This window comes from Allostigmatella hybrida, assembly GCF_020103775.1.
In the GTDB taxonomy this organism is placed as follows: Bacteria; Myxococcota; Myxococcia; order Myxococcales; family Myxococcaceae; genus Hyalangium; species Hyalangium aurantiaca.
The window spans coordinates 53,239-67,541 of sequence record NZ_JAHXBH010000032.1 but is presented as its reverse complement, the minus strand read 5'-3'; the positions used below and the strand labels follow the sequence as shown (position 1 = coordinate 67,541).

16 protein-coding genes are annotated in these 14,303 nt (G+C 70.3%); all 16 read left to right on the top strand.

Annotation, left to right across the window (positions count from 1 at the left end; translation table 11 throughout):
• The first annotated feature begins 63 nt into the window (after positions 1 to 63).
• The 16 genes from acpP (at position 64) to KY661_RS31870 (ending at position 14,272) form a co-directional block, all read left to right on the top strand.
• Positions 64 to 306, top strand: a complete 243-nt coding sequence (acpP, locus tag KY661_RS31945; protein ID WP_075011178.1) for an acyl carrier protein — start codon at positions 64 to 66, stop codon at positions 304 to 306.
• A 73-nt stretch (positions 307 to 379) separates the two neighbouring features.
• On the top strand, positions 380 to 1,636 hold the full coding sequence (fabF, locus tag KY661_RS31940; protein WP_225413805.1) for a beta-ketoacyl-ACP synthase II: 1,257 nt from the start codon (positions 380 to 382) through the stop codon (positions 1,634 to 1,636).
• Between the two features lie 63 nt (positions 1,637 to 1,699).
• On the top strand, positions 1,700 to 2,143 hold the full coding sequence (gene rpiB, locus KY661_RS31935; protein ID WP_075011180.1) for a ribose 5-phosphate isomerase B: 444 nt from the start codon (positions 1,700 to 1,702) through the stop codon (positions 2,141 to 2,143).
• Positions 2,144 to 2,279: 136 nt separating this feature from the next.
• Positions 2,280 to 3,536, top strand: coding sequence for a serine hydroxymethyltransferase (locus tag KY661_RS31930; protein ID WP_225413804.1), 1,257 nt, complete (start codon positions 2,280 to 2,282; stop codon positions 3,534 to 3,536).
• Between the two features lie 10 nt (positions 3,537 to 3,546).
• Complete coding sequence (gene nrdR / locus KY661_RS31925) at positions 3,547 to 4,044, top strand: transcriptional regulator NrdR (RefSeq protein ID WP_225413803.1); 498 nt, start codon at positions 3,547 to 3,549, stop codon at positions 4,042 to 4,044.
• Positions 4,041 to 5,204, top strand: a complete 1,164-nt coding sequence (ribD, locus tag KY661_RS31920; RefSeq protein ID WP_225413802.1) for a bifunctional diaminohydroxyphosphoribosylaminopyrimidine deaminase/5-amino-6-(5-phosphoribosylamino)uracil reductase RibD — start codon at positions 4,041 to 4,043, stop codon at positions 5,202 to 5,204. Before nrdR ends, ribD begins: the two co-directional genes overlap by 4 nt.
• 23 nt (positions 5,205 to 5,227) lie before the next feature.
• On the top strand, positions 5,228 to 5,878 hold the full coding sequence (locus tag KY661_RS31915; protein ID WP_225413801.1) for a riboflavin synthase: 651 nt from the start codon (positions 5,228 to 5,230) through the stop codon (positions 5,876 to 5,878).
• 12 nt (positions 5,879 to 5,890) lie between these two features.
• On the top strand, positions 5,891 to 7,081 hold the full coding sequence (ribB, locus tag KY661_RS31910; protein ID WP_225413800.1) for a 3,4-dihydroxy-2-butanone-4-phosphate synthase: 1,191 nt from the start codon (positions 5,891 to 5,893) through the stop codon (positions 7,079 to 7,081).
• Positions 7,082 to 7,116: 35 nt separating this feature from the next.
• Positions 7,117 to 7,614, top strand: a complete 498-nt coding sequence (gene ribH, locus KY661_RS31905) for a 6,7-dimethyl-8-ribityllumazine synthase (protein WP_225413799.1) — start codon at positions 7,117 to 7,119, stop codon at positions 7,612 to 7,614.
• A gap of 3 nt (positions 7,615 to 7,617) precedes the next feature.
• Positions 7,618 to 8,043, top strand: a complete 426-nt coding sequence (nusB, locus tag KY661_RS31900) for a transcription antitermination factor NusB (protein WP_225413798.1) — start codon at positions 7,618 to 7,620, stop codon at positions 8,041 to 8,043.
• Positions 8,040 to 8,531, top strand: coding sequence for a M17 family peptidase N-terminal domain-containing protein (locus tag KY661_RS31895; protein WP_225413797.1), 492 nt, complete (start codon positions 8,040 to 8,042; stop codon positions 8,529 to 8,531). Before nusB ends, KY661_RS31895 begins: the two co-directional genes overlap by 4 nt.
• Positions 8,532 to 8,602: 71 nt before the next feature.
• The gene (locus KY661_RS31890) at positions 8,603 to 8,977 is read left to right on the top strand and encodes a response regulator (protein WP_075011189.1); all 375 of its coding nucleotides are present in this window, start codon (positions 8,603 to 8,605) and stop codon (positions 8,975 to 8,977) included.
• A 19-nt stretch (positions 8,978 to 8,996) separates the two neighbouring features.
• On the top strand, positions 8,997 to 11,186 hold the full coding sequence (locus KY661_RS31885; RefSeq protein ID WP_225413796.1) for a chemotaxis protein CheA: 2,190 nt from the start codon (positions 8,997 to 8,999) through the stop codon (positions 11,184 to 11,186).
• Positions 11,187 to 11,223: 37 nt separating this feature from the next.
• Positions 11,224 to 11,784 (top strand): chemotaxis protein CheW, encoded by a 561-nt coding sequence (locus KY661_RS31880; RefSeq protein WP_075011191.1) that lies wholly within the window; start codon positions 11,224 to 11,226, stop codon positions 11,782 to 11,784.
• An 8-nt stretch (positions 11,785 to 11,792) separates the two neighbouring features.
• A complete protein-coding gene (locus KY661_RS31875) occupies positions 11,793 to 12,299 on the top strand; it encodes a chemotaxis protein CheW (protein ID WP_225413795.1) in 507 nt (168 codons plus the stop codon).
• Entirely contained in the window at positions 12,296 to 14,272 is a 1,977-nt protein-coding gene (locus tag KY661_RS31870; RefSeq protein WP_225413794.1) for a HEAT repeat domain-containing protein, read from the top strand. Before KY661_RS31875 ends, KY661_RS31870 begins: the two co-directional genes overlap by 4 nt.
• Positions 14,273 to 14,303: the final 31 nt, after the last annotated feature.

Genomic DNA, 14,303 nt, shown 5'->3' with positions numbered 1-14,303 from the left:
TTCTGACCGCGCCCTGGGAAGTACGCTGGGCCCCCACACGGTTCCCTGGAGGATTTTGAACGTATGTCGACCTCAGCCATCGAAACCAAGATCAAGTCCATCATCGCCGACCAGCTCGGGGTGGGAGAGGATGAGATCAAGCCGGAGTCCCAGTTCATTGAGGATCTGGGTGCTGACAGCCTCGACATCGTGGAGCTCGTGATGGCGATGGAAGAGGAGTTCGAGGTCGAGATTCCCGACGAGGAGGCCGAGAACATCAAGACTGTCGGCGACGCCATCAACTACATCAATACCCACAAGAAGTAAGGAAGCCAGGCGCGGCCGGTGGGTGGAGCGCTGATTCCAGCGTTCCATGGCCGCGCCCCTGTTGGAGAGGAACGTGTCAAACCGTCGAGTCGTCGTCACCGGGACTGGGTTGATCACCGCCCTGGGTACTGGCACCGAGAAAAACTGGCAGGCGCTACTCGCCGGCAAGTCGGGAATTGCTCCGATCACACGCTTCGATACCGCGAAGCTCGACACCCGTTTCGCGGGTGAGGTGAAGGACTTCCAGGTCGAGGAGTTCATCGACCGGCGCGAGTCGCGCCGCATGGACCTGTTCGCTCAGTACGCCCTGGCCGCCGCGGATCTGGCGGTGCGTGAGAGCGGGCTGCCCGTCGGGGCGGACAAGCCGAACGGCTACGAGCCGGAGCGCGTGGGCGTCATCGTGGGCTCCGGCATCGGAGGCATTTCCTCTCTGGAGGAGCAGCACAAGAAGGGGCTGGAGAAGGGCTTCGACCGCCTGTCTCCCTTCTTCATCATCCAGATGATCATCAACATGGCGCCGGGCCTCATCTCCATCCGGTACGGTGCCAAGGGACCCAACTGGTCCCCCGTGTCGGCCTGCGCCACCAGCGCCCACGCCATCGGTGAGGCGTGGAAGTCCATCCGGCTCAACGAGTGTGACGCGGTCATCGCGGGCGGCGCCGAAGCCTCCATCACCCCGCTGGGTATGGGTGGGTTCTCGGTGATGAAGGCGCTGTCGTCGCGCAACGGCGACCCCGCCGCCGCCAGCCGGCCGTTCGACAAGGAGCGCGACGGCTTCGTCATGGGCGAGGGGGCCGGCATCATCGTCCTGGAGGAGCTGGAGCACGCGAAGAAGCGTGGCGCCACCATCCTGGCGGAGCTGGTGGGCTACGGGGCCAACTCCGATGCCCACCATGTGACGGCACCGGCTCCCGAGGGCGAGGGGGCGGCCCGCTGCATCCGCCTGGCCCTGGCGTCCGCAGGCATGCGGCCCGAGGACGTCGGCTACATCAACGCGCACGGCACCTCCACGCCTTTCAACGACGCGAACGAGACGAAGGCCATCAAGACGGTCTTCGGCGACCACGCCCGCAAGGTGGCGGTCTCCTCGACCAAGTCGATGACGGGCCACATGCTGGGGGCGGCCGGCGGCGCGGAGGCGGTCATCAGCGTCCTGGCGCTCACGCGCGGGGTGCTGCCGCCCACCATCAACCTCACCACGCCCGACCCGGACTGCGATCTGGACTACGTCCCGAACCAGCCGCGGGAAGTGCGCGTGGATGCCGCCATGAGTAACTCGTTCGGCTTCGGTGGCACCAACGTGGTGCTGCTGTTCCGCCGCTTCAAGTAGGCCCTCCGCTGACCCCTCCCGGAGCGCGGGAGGGGCACGGAATGCCCAGCAGGAGGTGCTCGCGTGAAGATCATCCTCGCGTCGGATCATGCGGGTTTCGAGTTGCGCCAGGAGCTCGTCACGGTGCTCCGGGAGCGGGGCACGGCCTTCGAGGATGCGGGCCCTGCCACCCGTGAGTCCGTGGACTACCCGGACTTCGCGGCGAAGGTCGCCCGGGCCGTGGCGGCTGGAGAGTACGCGCTCGGGGTGCTCGTGTGCGGCACCGGCATTGGCATGAGCATCATGGCCAACAAGCAGCGGGGCGTGCGCGCGGCGCTGTGCACCACCGAGTTCGAGGCCCGCATGGCCCGCGCCCACAACGACGCCAACGTGCTCTGCCTGGGGCAGCGCGTGGTAGGCGCAGGGGTGGCCCGGACCATTCTCGAGGCCTTCCTGGCCACGCCCTTCGAGGGCGGCCGGCACGAGAAGCGCGTGCAGAAGATCCGCGAGGCGGATGCGGAGCGCTGACGCTCGCTTGGAGGACAAAGTAGGTTTCTGCCCCCCGCCGTCTCGCCGTGCTTGTTCCGGCGGGCCTGGGCGTTCCAGTCTTGAGGTGAAAGGCTCCGCGTGAGCCTTCGCCGCACCGTCTACTCCCGAGGGAACCATGGAAAATACCCGCACGCTGGCTGAGGTCGATCCGGAGATCGCTCAAGTCCTTCGCCAGGAGACGCAGCGCCAGGAGGAGGGCATCGAGCTCATCGCCTCGGAGAACTTCGTCAGCCCCGCGGTGCTGGAGGCCCAGGGCTCCACGCTGACGAACAAGTACGCCGAGGGCTACCCGGGCAAGCGCTACTACGGGGGCTGCGAGGTGGTGGACGTGGCGGAAACGCTGGCCATCCAGCGCGCCAAGGAGCTGTTCGGCGCCGAGGCCGTCAACGTCCAGGCCCACTCCGGCAGCCAGGCCAACATGGCCGCCTACATGGCCCTGATGAAGCCGGGCGACACCCTGCTGTCCCTGGACCTGAACTCCGGCGGCCACCTCACCCACGGCGCGGCCTTCAACTTCTCCGGCAAGCTCTACAAAGTCGTCCACTACGGGCTCACCCGGGACACGGAGACCATCGACTTCGCCCAGGTGGCCAGCCTCGCCCAGGAGCACAAGCCCAAGGTGATTGTCGTGGGCGCGAGCGCCTACCCGCGGACGATCGACTTCTCCAAGTTCCGGGAGATCGCCGACCGCGTGGGCGCGGCGATGATGGTGGACATGGCGCACATCGCGGGCCTGGTGGCCGCGGGCATCCACCCCTCGCCGGTGCCCCTGGCGGAGTTCGTCACCACCACCACGCACAAGACGCTGCGCGGGCCCCGCGGGGGCATGGTGATGAGCCGCGAGCAGTTCGCCAAGGCCGTCAACAGCCAGATCTTCCCCGGCATCCAGGGCGGTCCGCTCATGCACGTCATCGCCGCCAAGGCGGTGGCGTTCAAGGAAGCCCTCTCCCCGGAGTTCAAGGTCTACCAGCGGCAGATCGTCTCCAACGCCCAGGCGCTGGCCGAGGCGCTCCAGCGCGCGGGGCTGCGCCTGTGCTCCGGCGGGACGGACAACCACCTGATGCTCGTGGACCTGCGCTCCAAGAAAATCACCGGCAAGGACGCCGAGGCGGTGATGGGCAAGGCGGGCTTCACGGTGAACAAGAACATGATTCCGTTCGATCCCGAGAAGCCGGTGACGACCTCGGGCATCCGGGTGGGCACGCCCGCCGTCACCACCCGCGGGATGAAGGAAAAAGAGATGGCCCTCATCGGCCAGCTCATGGGCGAGGCGCTGGACCATGCCTCGGACGAGGCCCGGCTTTCCCGCATCCACGGCCAGGTAAAAGAGCTGACGAAGTCCTTTCCGCTCTATGCCTCGCGCTTGAGGTAACCTCTCCTTCGTGCGTTGCCCCTTCTGCCAGGACGCCGAGAACAAGGTCATCGACTCGCGCGAGTCGCACGAGGGGACCGTCATCCGCCGGCGCCGCGAGTGCTTGCAGTGCAAGCGGCGCTTCACCACCTATGAGCGGGTCGAGGAGCTCTACCCGCTCATCGTGAAGAAGGACGGCCGCCGGGAGGCCTTCGACCGGGAAAAGATCCTCTCCGGCCTGAAGAAGGCCTGCGAGAAGCGGCCCGTCTCCGCCGACCAGATCGAGGAGACGGTGGGCGCCATCGAGCGGCTCCTCCAGGGCATGGGCGAGAAGGAAGTGCCCTCGCGCGTCATCGGCGAAGAGGTGATGCGGCGGCTGCAGGCGCTGGATGTCGTGGCCTACGTGCGCTTCGCCTCGGTGTACCGGAGCTTCCGGGACGTCGATGAGTTCATGAAGGAGCTCAAGGAGCTCGCCGATCAGTCGAAGGCCGCCAGCCCCAAGCCCGGGGAGGAGGGGCCGTCATCATGAGGTTGCTGACGCGGGCGCAGCTCAAGGCGGCAGGCACGCCGCGCGCCAAGCGGGCAGCGGATTTCGACCGTGCGGTGGCCGAGTTCTTCATGCGCATCGCGCTGGAGGAGGCCGCCAAGGGGCTGGGACGCACCAGCCCCAACCCCGCCGTGGGCGCGGTGCTCGTCAAAGGCGGCCGCATCATCGCGCGCGGCTACCACAAGAAGGCCGGCACGGCGCACGCCGAGGTGGTGGCCCTGGAGGCCGCAGGGCCCCGGGCCCGGGGCGCGGACCTCTACACGACGCTCGAGCCGTGTGACCACTACGGGCGCACGGGGCCGTGCAGCCAGGCCATCATCGACGCCGGGGTGCGCCGGGTCATCTGCGGCTCCTCGGACCCCAACCCCAAGGTGAACGGCAAGGGCGTGGCCCGGCTGAAGCGGGCGGGCGTCGAGGTGCTCACCCACGTCCTCCAGCAGGAGGCCGACCAGCTCAACCTGCCCTTCTTCAAGGTCATCCGGACGGGGCTGCCCTACGTCACCCTCAAGGCGGCGGTGACGCTGGATGGCAAGCTGGCCACGGCCACCGGGGACTCGCGCTGGGTGACGGGCGAGGCGGCCCGGCACTGGGTGCACCAGCTGCGCGACCGGGTGGACGTCATCCTGGTGGGGGCCAACACCGTGCGGCGGGACAATCCGCAGCTCACCACGCGGCTTCCCGGCGGAGGGGGCAAGGATCCGGTGCGCGTGGTGGTGGACTCGCACCTGCGCCTGAAGTCCACGCACACCGTCTTCACCCAGCGCTCCCCGGCCCGGGTGATTGTCGCCACGCTGGAGGAGCCCCAGGGCGCCAAGGCCCGCCGCTTCGCCCGGCTGGGTGTGGAAGTGTGGCAGATGCCCGCCCGGCAGGGGCAGGTGGCCCTGAAGGCCCTGCTGGGGCGGGTGGCCCAGGAAGGCCTCAACCACGTGATGGTGGAGGGCGGCGCGGAGATCTACGGCTCGTTCCTGCGGGAGAAGCTCGCGGACTCGCTGGCGCTCTTCCTCGCGCCCAAGCTGATTGGCAGCCAGGGGCTCTCCTGGTCGGGGGACCTGGGCGTCAAGCTCATGGCCAATGCTTTTTCCCTGAAGAACCTCACCTTCCAGCAGCTGGGCGAGGACCTGCTCCTCCAGGCACGGCTGTGAAGAATCCGTTATAAGCCCCGCCGATGTTCACCGGCCTCATTCAGGATGTGGGTGTCGTCGAGCGGGTCGTCCCCGGCGGCATGACGGATGTGTGGATCCGCACCTCGCTCGGCGCGGGCACCTTCGACTTGGGCGAGTCCATCGCCGTGGACGGCGCCTGCCTCACGGTGGTGGAGCGCGGCGGGGAGACGTTCAAGGTCCAGGCGGCCCCCGAGACGCTGCGCCGGACCACCGCCGGCGCGCTGCGCCCCGGCGCCCGGGTGAACCTGGAGCGGGCGATGGCGCTGGGGGACCGGCTGGGCGGGCACCTCGTCGCGGGCCACGTGGACGCGGTGAGCGAGGTGCTGGAGACGCGGGCCGAGGGGGGCTCGTGGGTGATGGCCTTCCGCCTGCCGCCCGAGCTCGCCCCGTACTTCATCGACAAGGGCTCGGTGGCGGTGGATGGCATCAGCCTCACCGTCAACGCGGTGCTCACCGACCGGTTCACCGTGCAGCTCATCCCGGAGACGCAGGAGCGCACCACGCTGCGCGCCAAGGCGGCGGGCGCCCGGGTGAACCTGGAAGCGGACATGATTGGCAAGTACGTGGCGCGGCTGTTCTCGCTGCGCCAGGGCCCGGTGAGCGGGCTGACCGAGGAGGCCCTCAGGGCGGCCGGCTTCGGGGTGAAAGGCTAGAGGGACGGCAGCATGGGGCGCGGGACGCAGGGACACGACGTCATCGAGCTGGTGGAGCGGGCGCTCGCGGAGATCCGCAAGGGCCGCATGGTCATCCTCACGGATGACGAGGATCGCGAGAACGAGGGCGACCTCGTCATGGCCGCCGAGAAGGTGACGCCCGAGGCCATCAACTTCATGGCCCTGCATGGGCGCGGGCTCATCTGCCTGTCGCTCAACGAGGAGCGCATCCGCCGGCTGAACCTGCCGCTGATGGTGCAGGACAACAACTCCCCGTTCCAGACGGCCTTCACCGTCTCCATCGAGGCGGCCCGGGGCGTGACGACCGGCATCTCCGCGGCGGACCGGGCCCGCACCATCCTGGCCGCGGTGGCCCCCAACGCCAAGCCGGGCGACCTGGTCCGGCCCGGCCACATCTTCCCCCTGCGCGCCCGGGAGGGCGGGGTGCTGGTGCGCACCGGGCAGACCGAGGGCAGCGTGGACCTGGCGCGCATGGCGGGGCTGTCCCCCTCCGGCGTCATCTGCGAAATCATGAACCCGGACGGCACCATGGCCCGCAGGCCGGACCTGGTGAAGTTCGCCCGGAAGCACAAGATGGTGCTGCTCTCGGTGGCGGACATCATCCGCTACCGGCTGGAGCGCGAGCGGCTCATCAAGCGCATCAGCTCGGCCACCTTCGAGCGCCGGGGGGCGGGCACCTTCCAGGCCTACTCCTACGGCAGCGAGGTGGACGCCGCCGTCCACGTGGCCCTGGTGAAGGGGGACGTGCGCGGCAAGGACGCGGTGCTCACCCGCGTGCACCGGGGCTGCCTGGTGGGCGACCAGCTGGGCAGCACCCAGTGTGACTGCGGCAGCCAGCTCGACCAGGCCTTCCAGCGCATCCAGGAGGCGGGCAAGGGGGTCATCATCTACCTCCAGAAGGACATCCCGGCGAAGGTCCGGCTTCAGTGCACCCACATCCCCAACGAGGAGGCCGTCCAGGGCAAGCCGGACCAGACGCGCCTCCGGGAGTTCGGGGTGGGGGCGCAGATTCTCAAGGACCTGGGGCTGTCCCGGCTGAAGCTCTTGACCAACAATCCCAAGAAGATCGTGGGTCTGGAGAGCTACTCGCTGGAGGTGGTGGAGCAGGTTCCCCTGACGGACGGGGAGGCTTCCCGCCGGATGGCGGCGCGCACCCCCCGGCGCCGGCGTGACAAGTCGTGAAGACGCGGAGCGGGCCCCTGGTGTAGGAAGCGCACATGCCTCGTTACATCGAAGGTGATTTCCTGCCACCCAAGGGGCGCTTTGCCATTTGTGTGGCCCGCTTCAACGCGTTCATCACCGAGGAGCTCGTCAAGGGCGCCGTGGACTCGCTCGTCCGCCACGGGGTGGCGGACGCGGACATCGACGTCTACCGCTGCCCGGGCACCTATGAGCTGCCGGGGCTGACGCGCCGGGTGGCCGAGTCCCAGGGCTACGTGGGCGTCATTACCCTGGGCGCCGTCATCCGGGGCGGCACGCCCCACTTCGACTACGTGGCGGGGGAGTGCTCCAAGGGCATTGGCTCGGTGGCCTTCAGCGCCGCCGCCCAGGCCAAGCCCGTCTCCGTCACCTTCGGCGTGCTCACGTGCGATACGGTGGAGCAGGCCATCGACCGGGCGGGCGTGAAGGCGGGCAACAAGGGCGCCGACGCGGCCATGGCGTGCCTGGAGATGGTGAACCTCTACGCGAAGATGGCGGAAGGGAAGCGGGGCTAACCGATGGGTGCTCGCAGAACGGGGCGTGAGCGGGCGCTCCAGGCGCTCTACCAGTTGGAGATGACGCCGGGCACCTCCGTGTTCGAGGCGCTCTCGTCCGCGTGGTCGGCCTCCGCCGAGGAGGGCAAGCCCGACCCCGAGGCCGTGCGCTTCGCCCAGGAGCTCGTCGACGGTGTGCAGAAGCACCGGGACGAGGTGGATCAGCTCATCGAGAAGCACAGCCACAACTGGCGGCTCGACCGCATGTCGCGGATCGACCGCAACGTGCTGCGCCTGGGCGTCTTCGAGCTGAAGTACCGCCCGGACATCCCCAAGAAGGTCTCCATCAACGAGGCGGTGGAGCTGGGCAAGAACTTCGGCACCGAGGAGTCCAGCGCCTTCGTCAACGGCCTGCTCGACCGCGTGGCCGTGGCCCTTGGAAAGCCGTGAGCGTCTCCGCCCATGACATTGGCCTCGACGGCCTGGATTCACTGGCCGGGGTGGATGCCCTGTGCCTCTTCGTGGCCGAGGATGACCGGCCGCTGAGCGGCACCGCGGGCTACGTGGACTGGCGCCTGTGCGGGGCCCTGTCGCGGGTGCTCCAGCGGGGCTTCTTCCAGGGGGCCAAGGCCGACTGGCTGCTCTTGCCCTCGGATGGGCGGATGCCGTTTCCCCGCATCTTCGCGGTGGGGCTCGGCCGGCGGAAGACCCTGGATGCCGGTTCCCTGGCGGATGCCCTGGCCGATGCCGCGCGGGTGCTGACCAAGGCCAAGGTGGAGTCGGTGGCCCTGGAGATTCCGGGCGGGGACCGGGTGGACGAGGCCGCCCAGGCCGCCGCCCTCCGGGAGCACTTCCTGCCGGGCTTCAAGGGGAAGAACGTTGCGGTCCTGGCGGACAAGGCGCTGGCGAAGCTGGTGGCCACCCCCCGCAAATCCTGAAGGATCCGCCGTCTGAGGGCTCACCGGCCCGCCGTGCTTCTGCTAGCATTGCCCGGAGCGAGGCGCGCGCTATGGGATTCAAGGTCCTGATCGTTGAGGATTCCAAGTCATCGCGCGAGTTCATCGCGTCGGCCGTGGAGTCCATTTCCGGCGTGGAAGCCATCACCACCGCCAGCGGCTTCGAGGCGCTCCGGCTGCTGCCGCGCCACCGCTTCGATCTCATCATCACCGACATCAACATGCCCGACATCAACGGGCTGGAGCTGATCCACTTCGTCAAGAAGTCTCCCGTGCACTGCGAGACGCCCCTGTTCATCATCACCACCGAGGGGCGGGAGCAGGACCGGGAGCGGGGCATGAAGCTCGGGGCGGTGGAGTACCTGGTGAAGCCCTTCCAGCCGGCCAGCCTGGAGCGGCTCCTGCGGCAGTACCTGAAGCTGGCATGAGCCAGGAATCGCCGCCGCCGTGAATCCGGGAGGCAAAGCGCTGGCGGAGTTCGTCGCCGAGGCGACGGAGATCCTCGACACGCTGGGCAAGGACTTGCTCACGCTGGATGAGCAGCGTGGCCAGGAGCCGGACCCCGAGCTCATCAACGGCATCTTCCGCGCGGCGCACTCGCTCAAGGGGCTCGCCGGCCTGTTCAGCCAGGACCGCATCGCCCGGCTGGCGCACGGCACGGAGGACCTGCTGGACCGGCTGCGCCTGGGCAAGATGGCCCTGGACGGCATCATCCTGGATGCGCTGATCGAATCGCTGGACGTCTTCCACGCCCTGCTCACGGAGGTCTCCCGGGGCGACATCTCCCCCGCGCTGGCGGCCCGCTCGGAGGCGCTCGCCGAGCGGTTCACCCGGCTGGGCACCCCGGCGGCGGCGGGCGAGGGCGACCCGCTCGACTGGCTGGAGCTGGATCCGCAGATCCGCGCGGTCTTCACGGAGTACGAGGAGCACCGCCTCCGGGAGAACGTCCGGCGAGGCGTTACCCTGTGGCGGGTGCGGGCGGACTTCGACCTGTCCGACTTCGACAAGGGGCTGTCCGAGCTCAACCAGCGCCTCAAGCCCAAGGGGGAAATCATCAGCACGCTGCCCTCCGCGCAGCCCAGCAGCGCGAGCGGCATCGCGTTCGATCTCATCTTCGGCGCCAAGGTGCCGGAGGCGGAGCTGGCCTCGGCCCTGGAGGGCACCCCCGCGCAGCTCTTCCGGCTCACGGTGCACGCGCCTGCTGCCGCCGCGCCGCCCCTGGCGGTGGTGCCCGCCCCGCCTGCTCCCGCTGGGCCCCCCTCCACCTCCTCGTCGCGCCGCCCGAGCTCCCGGAAGGGCCAGCCCCCCCCGGTGGGCGGGACGCCCGTGCCCGCCGTGCCGGTGTCGCCCGTGCCGGTGCGCTCCGCGGCGACTGGGAACGAGGCCCCCTCCCAGGCGCCCCGCATGGACGCGGACATGTCCTTGCGCTCGCTCACGCAGACGGTGCGGGTGGACATCCGCCGGTTGGATGGGCTGATGAACACGGTGGGCGAGCTGCTGCTCATCAAGGCCAACCTGCAGCGCATCGCGGAAGGGGCCCGGCAGGACGGCGCCCACACGCCCTCCAAGGTGTGGGGCCAGGAGCTGGCGCGGGAGGCGCGGCAGCTCGAGCGCAAGCTGGACTCGCTCCAGAACGGGCTGCTCGAGGCGCGCATGGTGCCCGTGGGCCAGGTGTTCGACAAGCTGGCGCGCCTGGTCCGGCGCATCGCCCGCGAGGCGGGCAAGGAGCTGGACTTCGTCAGCAGCGGCGGCGAGGTGGAGCTCGACAAGCTCATCGTCGAGGAGCTGAGCGACCCGCTGATGCACATCATCCACAACGCCATCGACCATGGCGTGGAGAAGCCCGAGTCGCGGGTGGCCGCGGGCAAGCCCCGGCGGGCCTCGGTGTCCCTGCGGGCCGAGCAGAAGGGCAACCACGTCATCATCCAGGTGAGCGACGATGGGGCCGGCATCGACGAGTACCGCGTGCGCGAGGTGGCCCTGCAGCGGGGCCTCATCACCGATGCGCAGGCCGCGGAGATGAGCCGGCGCGAGATGCTCAACCTCATCTTCCTGCCGGGTTTCTCCACCGCCCGGAGCGTCTCCGAGCTGTCCGGCCGGGGCGTGGGGCTGGACGTGGTGAAGAACAACCTGGGCAACCTCTCGGGTCTCATCGACGTGTGGAGCGAGCGGGGCCGGGGCTCGGCCTTCCAGCTCACGCTGCCCTTGACGCTCGCCATCATCCGGGCGCTGGTGGTGGGGGTGAGCGGCCGCACCTACGCGGTACCCATCAACAGCGTGCTGGAGATCCTCTCCGTCCAGCCCCAGGACATCCGGACGGTGGAGCGCCGGGAGGTGCTGGACTTGCGCGGGCAGACGCTGCCCTTCGTCCGGCTGGCACGGATGTTCTCCCTGCCCGAGCGCCCCGTGAGCCGGCACTTCGTGGTGGTGGTGGGGCTGGCGCAGCAGCGGCTGGGCATCGCCGTGGACGAGCTGTCCGGCCAGCAGGACATCGTCACCAAGCCCCTGGGCGGGCGGCTCCAGTCCATCCGGGGCATCTCCGGGGCCACGGACCTGGGCAACCGCCGGACGGTCCTGGTGCTGGATGTGGCGGCCCTCCTGGAGGAGGGAATGAACCCGGAGCGACGCTGGGCGTGACGCGGGGGGCGCCAGGGCTGCTATTCTCCGGGGCCGCGTGTCTCGCTTCTCCGAACTGCTCGATGAGTTCTTCTACCGCCCGGACGAGGACGTCGGAGGCTTGCTGGAGTTCGCCGCTGGCAGCGACGAGGCTCCGGCGCCCCTGCCCGAGGAAGTCCCCGAGGAGTACCTCGCCTTCCTCCTGGAGGGCGAGTGCTACGCCGTGCCCATCCGCTCCGTGCAGGAGATTGGCAAGGTGCCGCCCTTGACGGAGATTCCCCGGGCCGAGCCCTCCTTGCTGGGGGTGATGAACCTGCGCGGGGACGTCATCCCCGTGTATGACATCAAGCTTCGGTTGAAGTTGACGGACAAGCCTCCGAAAGTGGCGGGTCCGGACGCAGCGCCGCCCCCCCGCGCGGCGCGCATCGTGGTCGCCCGGACCGAGGAGGGCCCCGCGGGGATATGGGTGGATTCCGTGAGGGACGTGGTGCGCTTGAAACCTTCCATGCTGGAGCCCCCCCTGCCGGGCAAGGGCAACGAGCGCGACTGCGTGGTGGGCATCGGGCGGCGCAACTCCCAGCTCTTCATCCTCCTGGATGTCCAGCAGGCCCTCGCATGAGGGAGCCCGTGAACCTGTCCGTCCGGCGGATGCCGGAGGGCGCCCCCGGCCGCGACCCCCTCGTGCAGCTCTGCGCCTTCCGGGTGGGCAACGAGGAGTACGCCATCGACATCATGCGGGTGGAGGAGATTCTCCCACCTCAGCGGGTGCTCTCCGTGCCGCACGCGCCCGCGTTCGTGGAGGGCATGTTGCACGTGCGCGGCGTGTTGTTGCCGGTGGTGGACCTGCGGCAGCGGCTGGGCCTGCCGGCGGCGGCGGCGTCCGAGCGGACGCGGCTGCTGGTCTGCCTGCTGGGAAAGCGGCGGCTGGCGTTGAGGGTGGATCGCGTGACGGAGGTGATGCGGGTGCGCCGCAGTGACATCAAACCCGCGCCCGCGCTGCTCTCGCCGGGCCGGGCGCCCTTCGTGGTGGGCGTGTGCGGTCCTCCGGAGCGCGCCCGGTTGCTCCTGGACATCAAGGCGCTGTTGCGCTGGGAGGCCGGGCGCGAGGCCCCAAGGCCCGGGGGGAGCGCGTGACCGACCCCCGCTCGCTCCAGGAAGAGGAAGCGCGCTACCAGGCGGTGCTGGCGTTGAATCCCCTGAGCAAGGGGTCTCTCGATGCGCTCATCACCCACCTGCATGACGAGAGCTGGCGCGTGCGCCGCGCCGCCGCGGAAGGGCTCCGGCGGCTGCCGGGGCCCAGCGAGGCCGCCACGCGGCTGGTGTCCGTGCTGGGCGAGCGGGGCGAGACGGGCGCGCGCAACGCCGCGGCCGAGGCGCTGGTGGGGCTGGGCGATGCCTCGGTGGCGCCGTTGATCCAGCTGCTGTCCCACCCGGATCCGGACCAGCGCAAGTTCGCCGCGGACATCCTCGGCCAGCTCGGGCGCCGCGGCGCCGAGGGCGCGCTGATGGGCGTGCTGGCGGACCCGGACCTCAACGTCCGTGTCTCCGCGGTGGAAGCGCTGGGCCAGGTGGGCTCCGAGCTCGGGGCCCGGGCCGTGGAGCAGCTGCTCAAGGAGCCCTCGTCCCTGCTGCGGCTGGCCGCGCTGGAGGCGCTCGCCCAGCTTCAATGGCCCCCCCCGCTGCCGGTGGTGGTGCCCATGCTCGTGGAGCCGCAGCTGCGGCGCAGCGCCTACCGGGTGCTGGGGCTCATCCCCCAGATGGCCGCCACGGAGCTCATCATCCGGGGCCTGAGCCACGAGTCCCGCGCAACGCGGGAGGCCGCCCTGGCGGCGCTCGGCACCCAGGTGGGGGTGGTGGATGCCACCCTGCGCGCGGAGATCGACATCGAGGTGCGCACCGCGCTCAAGCGGATTCCGGACGCCGTGGCGTTCGTGGCCAAGGCCTTCGAGGCCGAGGAGGTGTCCTTGCGCGCCGGGGCGCTGGTGGCCGCGGGGGCCCTGCGGGAGGCCTCGCTGGCGGTCCAGGCCGCCGAGGCGGCGCGGGAGGACCGGCTGCTGCGCGAGGTGATTCGCACCCTGTCCCGGCTGGGCTCCGAGGCGGGGCGGGAGCTGCTCGGGCGCATGGCGGAGCTGTCCCTGCCGGCGCGGGCCGCGGCGGCCCAGGCCCTGCTGGAGCTGGCGGACCCCTCGTACGTGCCGGCGCTGAGCGCGCTCCTGGAGTGGGCCGAGGATGACCTGCGCGCGGTGGCGGTGAAGGCGCTGGGCCGCACCCAGTCCCAGGACGCGGTGCGGCCGCTGGTCATGCTGCTGGATGAGCCCGCGCTGGCGGGCGCGGCGGTGCGGGCGCTGGGGGTGCTCTCCGGCGGCTGCCGCGAGGCCGTCCTCCGGGGCCTGGAAGAGGCGATGAGCCAGAAGCCCTCCCCGGCGGCGGTGGCGGCCTTCGCCCACGCGGGTGGGGTGGCCGCGCTGCCCACGCTGCGGCGGCTGGCGCGCGACGCGGATCCGCTCCTGCGCGCCGCGGCCCTGGATGCCGCGGTGGACGTGGACCCGTCCGTGGGGCTGGAGCTGGCGCGGGGCGCGCTGGTGGACGAGTCCTCCCGGGTGCGGGCCGCCGGGGCGCGGGCGGTGGGCCGGGTGGGGGACAAGCTTGCGAGCGCGTTGCTCAAGCGGGCGCTCCAGGACGAGGATATTGCTGTACAGCTCGCCGCCGTGGAGGCGCTGGGCGAATGTGGCACCACCGAACGGGTGCCCGATTTGGAGGTGTTGGTGCGCCACCCGGATGGGGCGCTGGCAGGGCGGGCTGTGCGGGCGCTGGCGCGCATCAGCATTGTCCGGCCGGATGTCCTTCGAGAGGCCGCGCACCACGCCGACGCGGAGGTGGTGAAGGCGGCGCTCCAGGCGGGAGCTGTGTCCGCCGAAGGGGTGGCGCTGGCCATCGAGCTGCTGGGCCACTCCGGGTGGGACGTGCGGGCCGCGGCGGCGCGGGTGCTGGGCGATTCGGGAGGCCGGGAGTGCCTCAACGCGGTGCAGACCGCGCTCGAAGCCGAGCAGGACACGCTGGCACGGCGGGCGCTGTCGGACGCGGTGGACCGGCTTTCACGGCGCTGAGGGGACGGGGGCTCGGGTGGCACCACACTTC

What these genes read in the sequence shown, in the direction of transcription:
- acpP (WP_075011178.1), top strand. Translation starts at nt 64, where the DNA reads ATGTCGACCTCAGCCATCGAAACCAAGATCAAGTCCATCATCGCCGAC.
- KY661_RS31930 (WP_225413804.1), top strand. Translation starts at nt 2,280, where the DNA reads ATGGAAAATACCCGCACGCTGGCTGAGGTCGATCCGGAGATCGCTCAA.
- ribD (WP_225413802.1), top strand. Translation starts at nt 4,041, where the DNA reads ATGAGGTTGCTGACGCGGGCGCAGCTCAAGGCGGCAGGCACGCCGCGC.
- KY661_RS31915 (WP_225413801.1), top strand. Translation starts at nt 5,228, where the DNA reads ATGTTCACCGGCCTCATTCAGGATGTGGGTGTCGTCGAGCGGGTCGTC.
- ribB (WP_225413800.1), top strand. Translation starts at nt 5,891, where the DNA reads ATGGGGCGCGGGACGCAGGGACACGACGTCATCGAGCTGGTGGAGCGG.
- ribH (WP_225413799.1), top strand. Translation starts at nt 7,117, where the DNA reads ATGCCTCGTTACATCGAAGGTGATTTCCTGCCACCCAAGGGGCGCTTT.
- nusB (WP_225413798.1), top strand. Translation starts at nt 7,618, where the DNA reads ATGGGTGCTCGCAGAACGGGGCGTGAGCGGGCGCTCCAGGCGCTCTAC.
- KY661_RS31890 (WP_075011189.1), top strand. Translation starts at nt 8,603, where the DNA reads ATGGGATTCAAGGTCCTGATCGTTGAGGATTCCAAGTCATCGCGCGAG.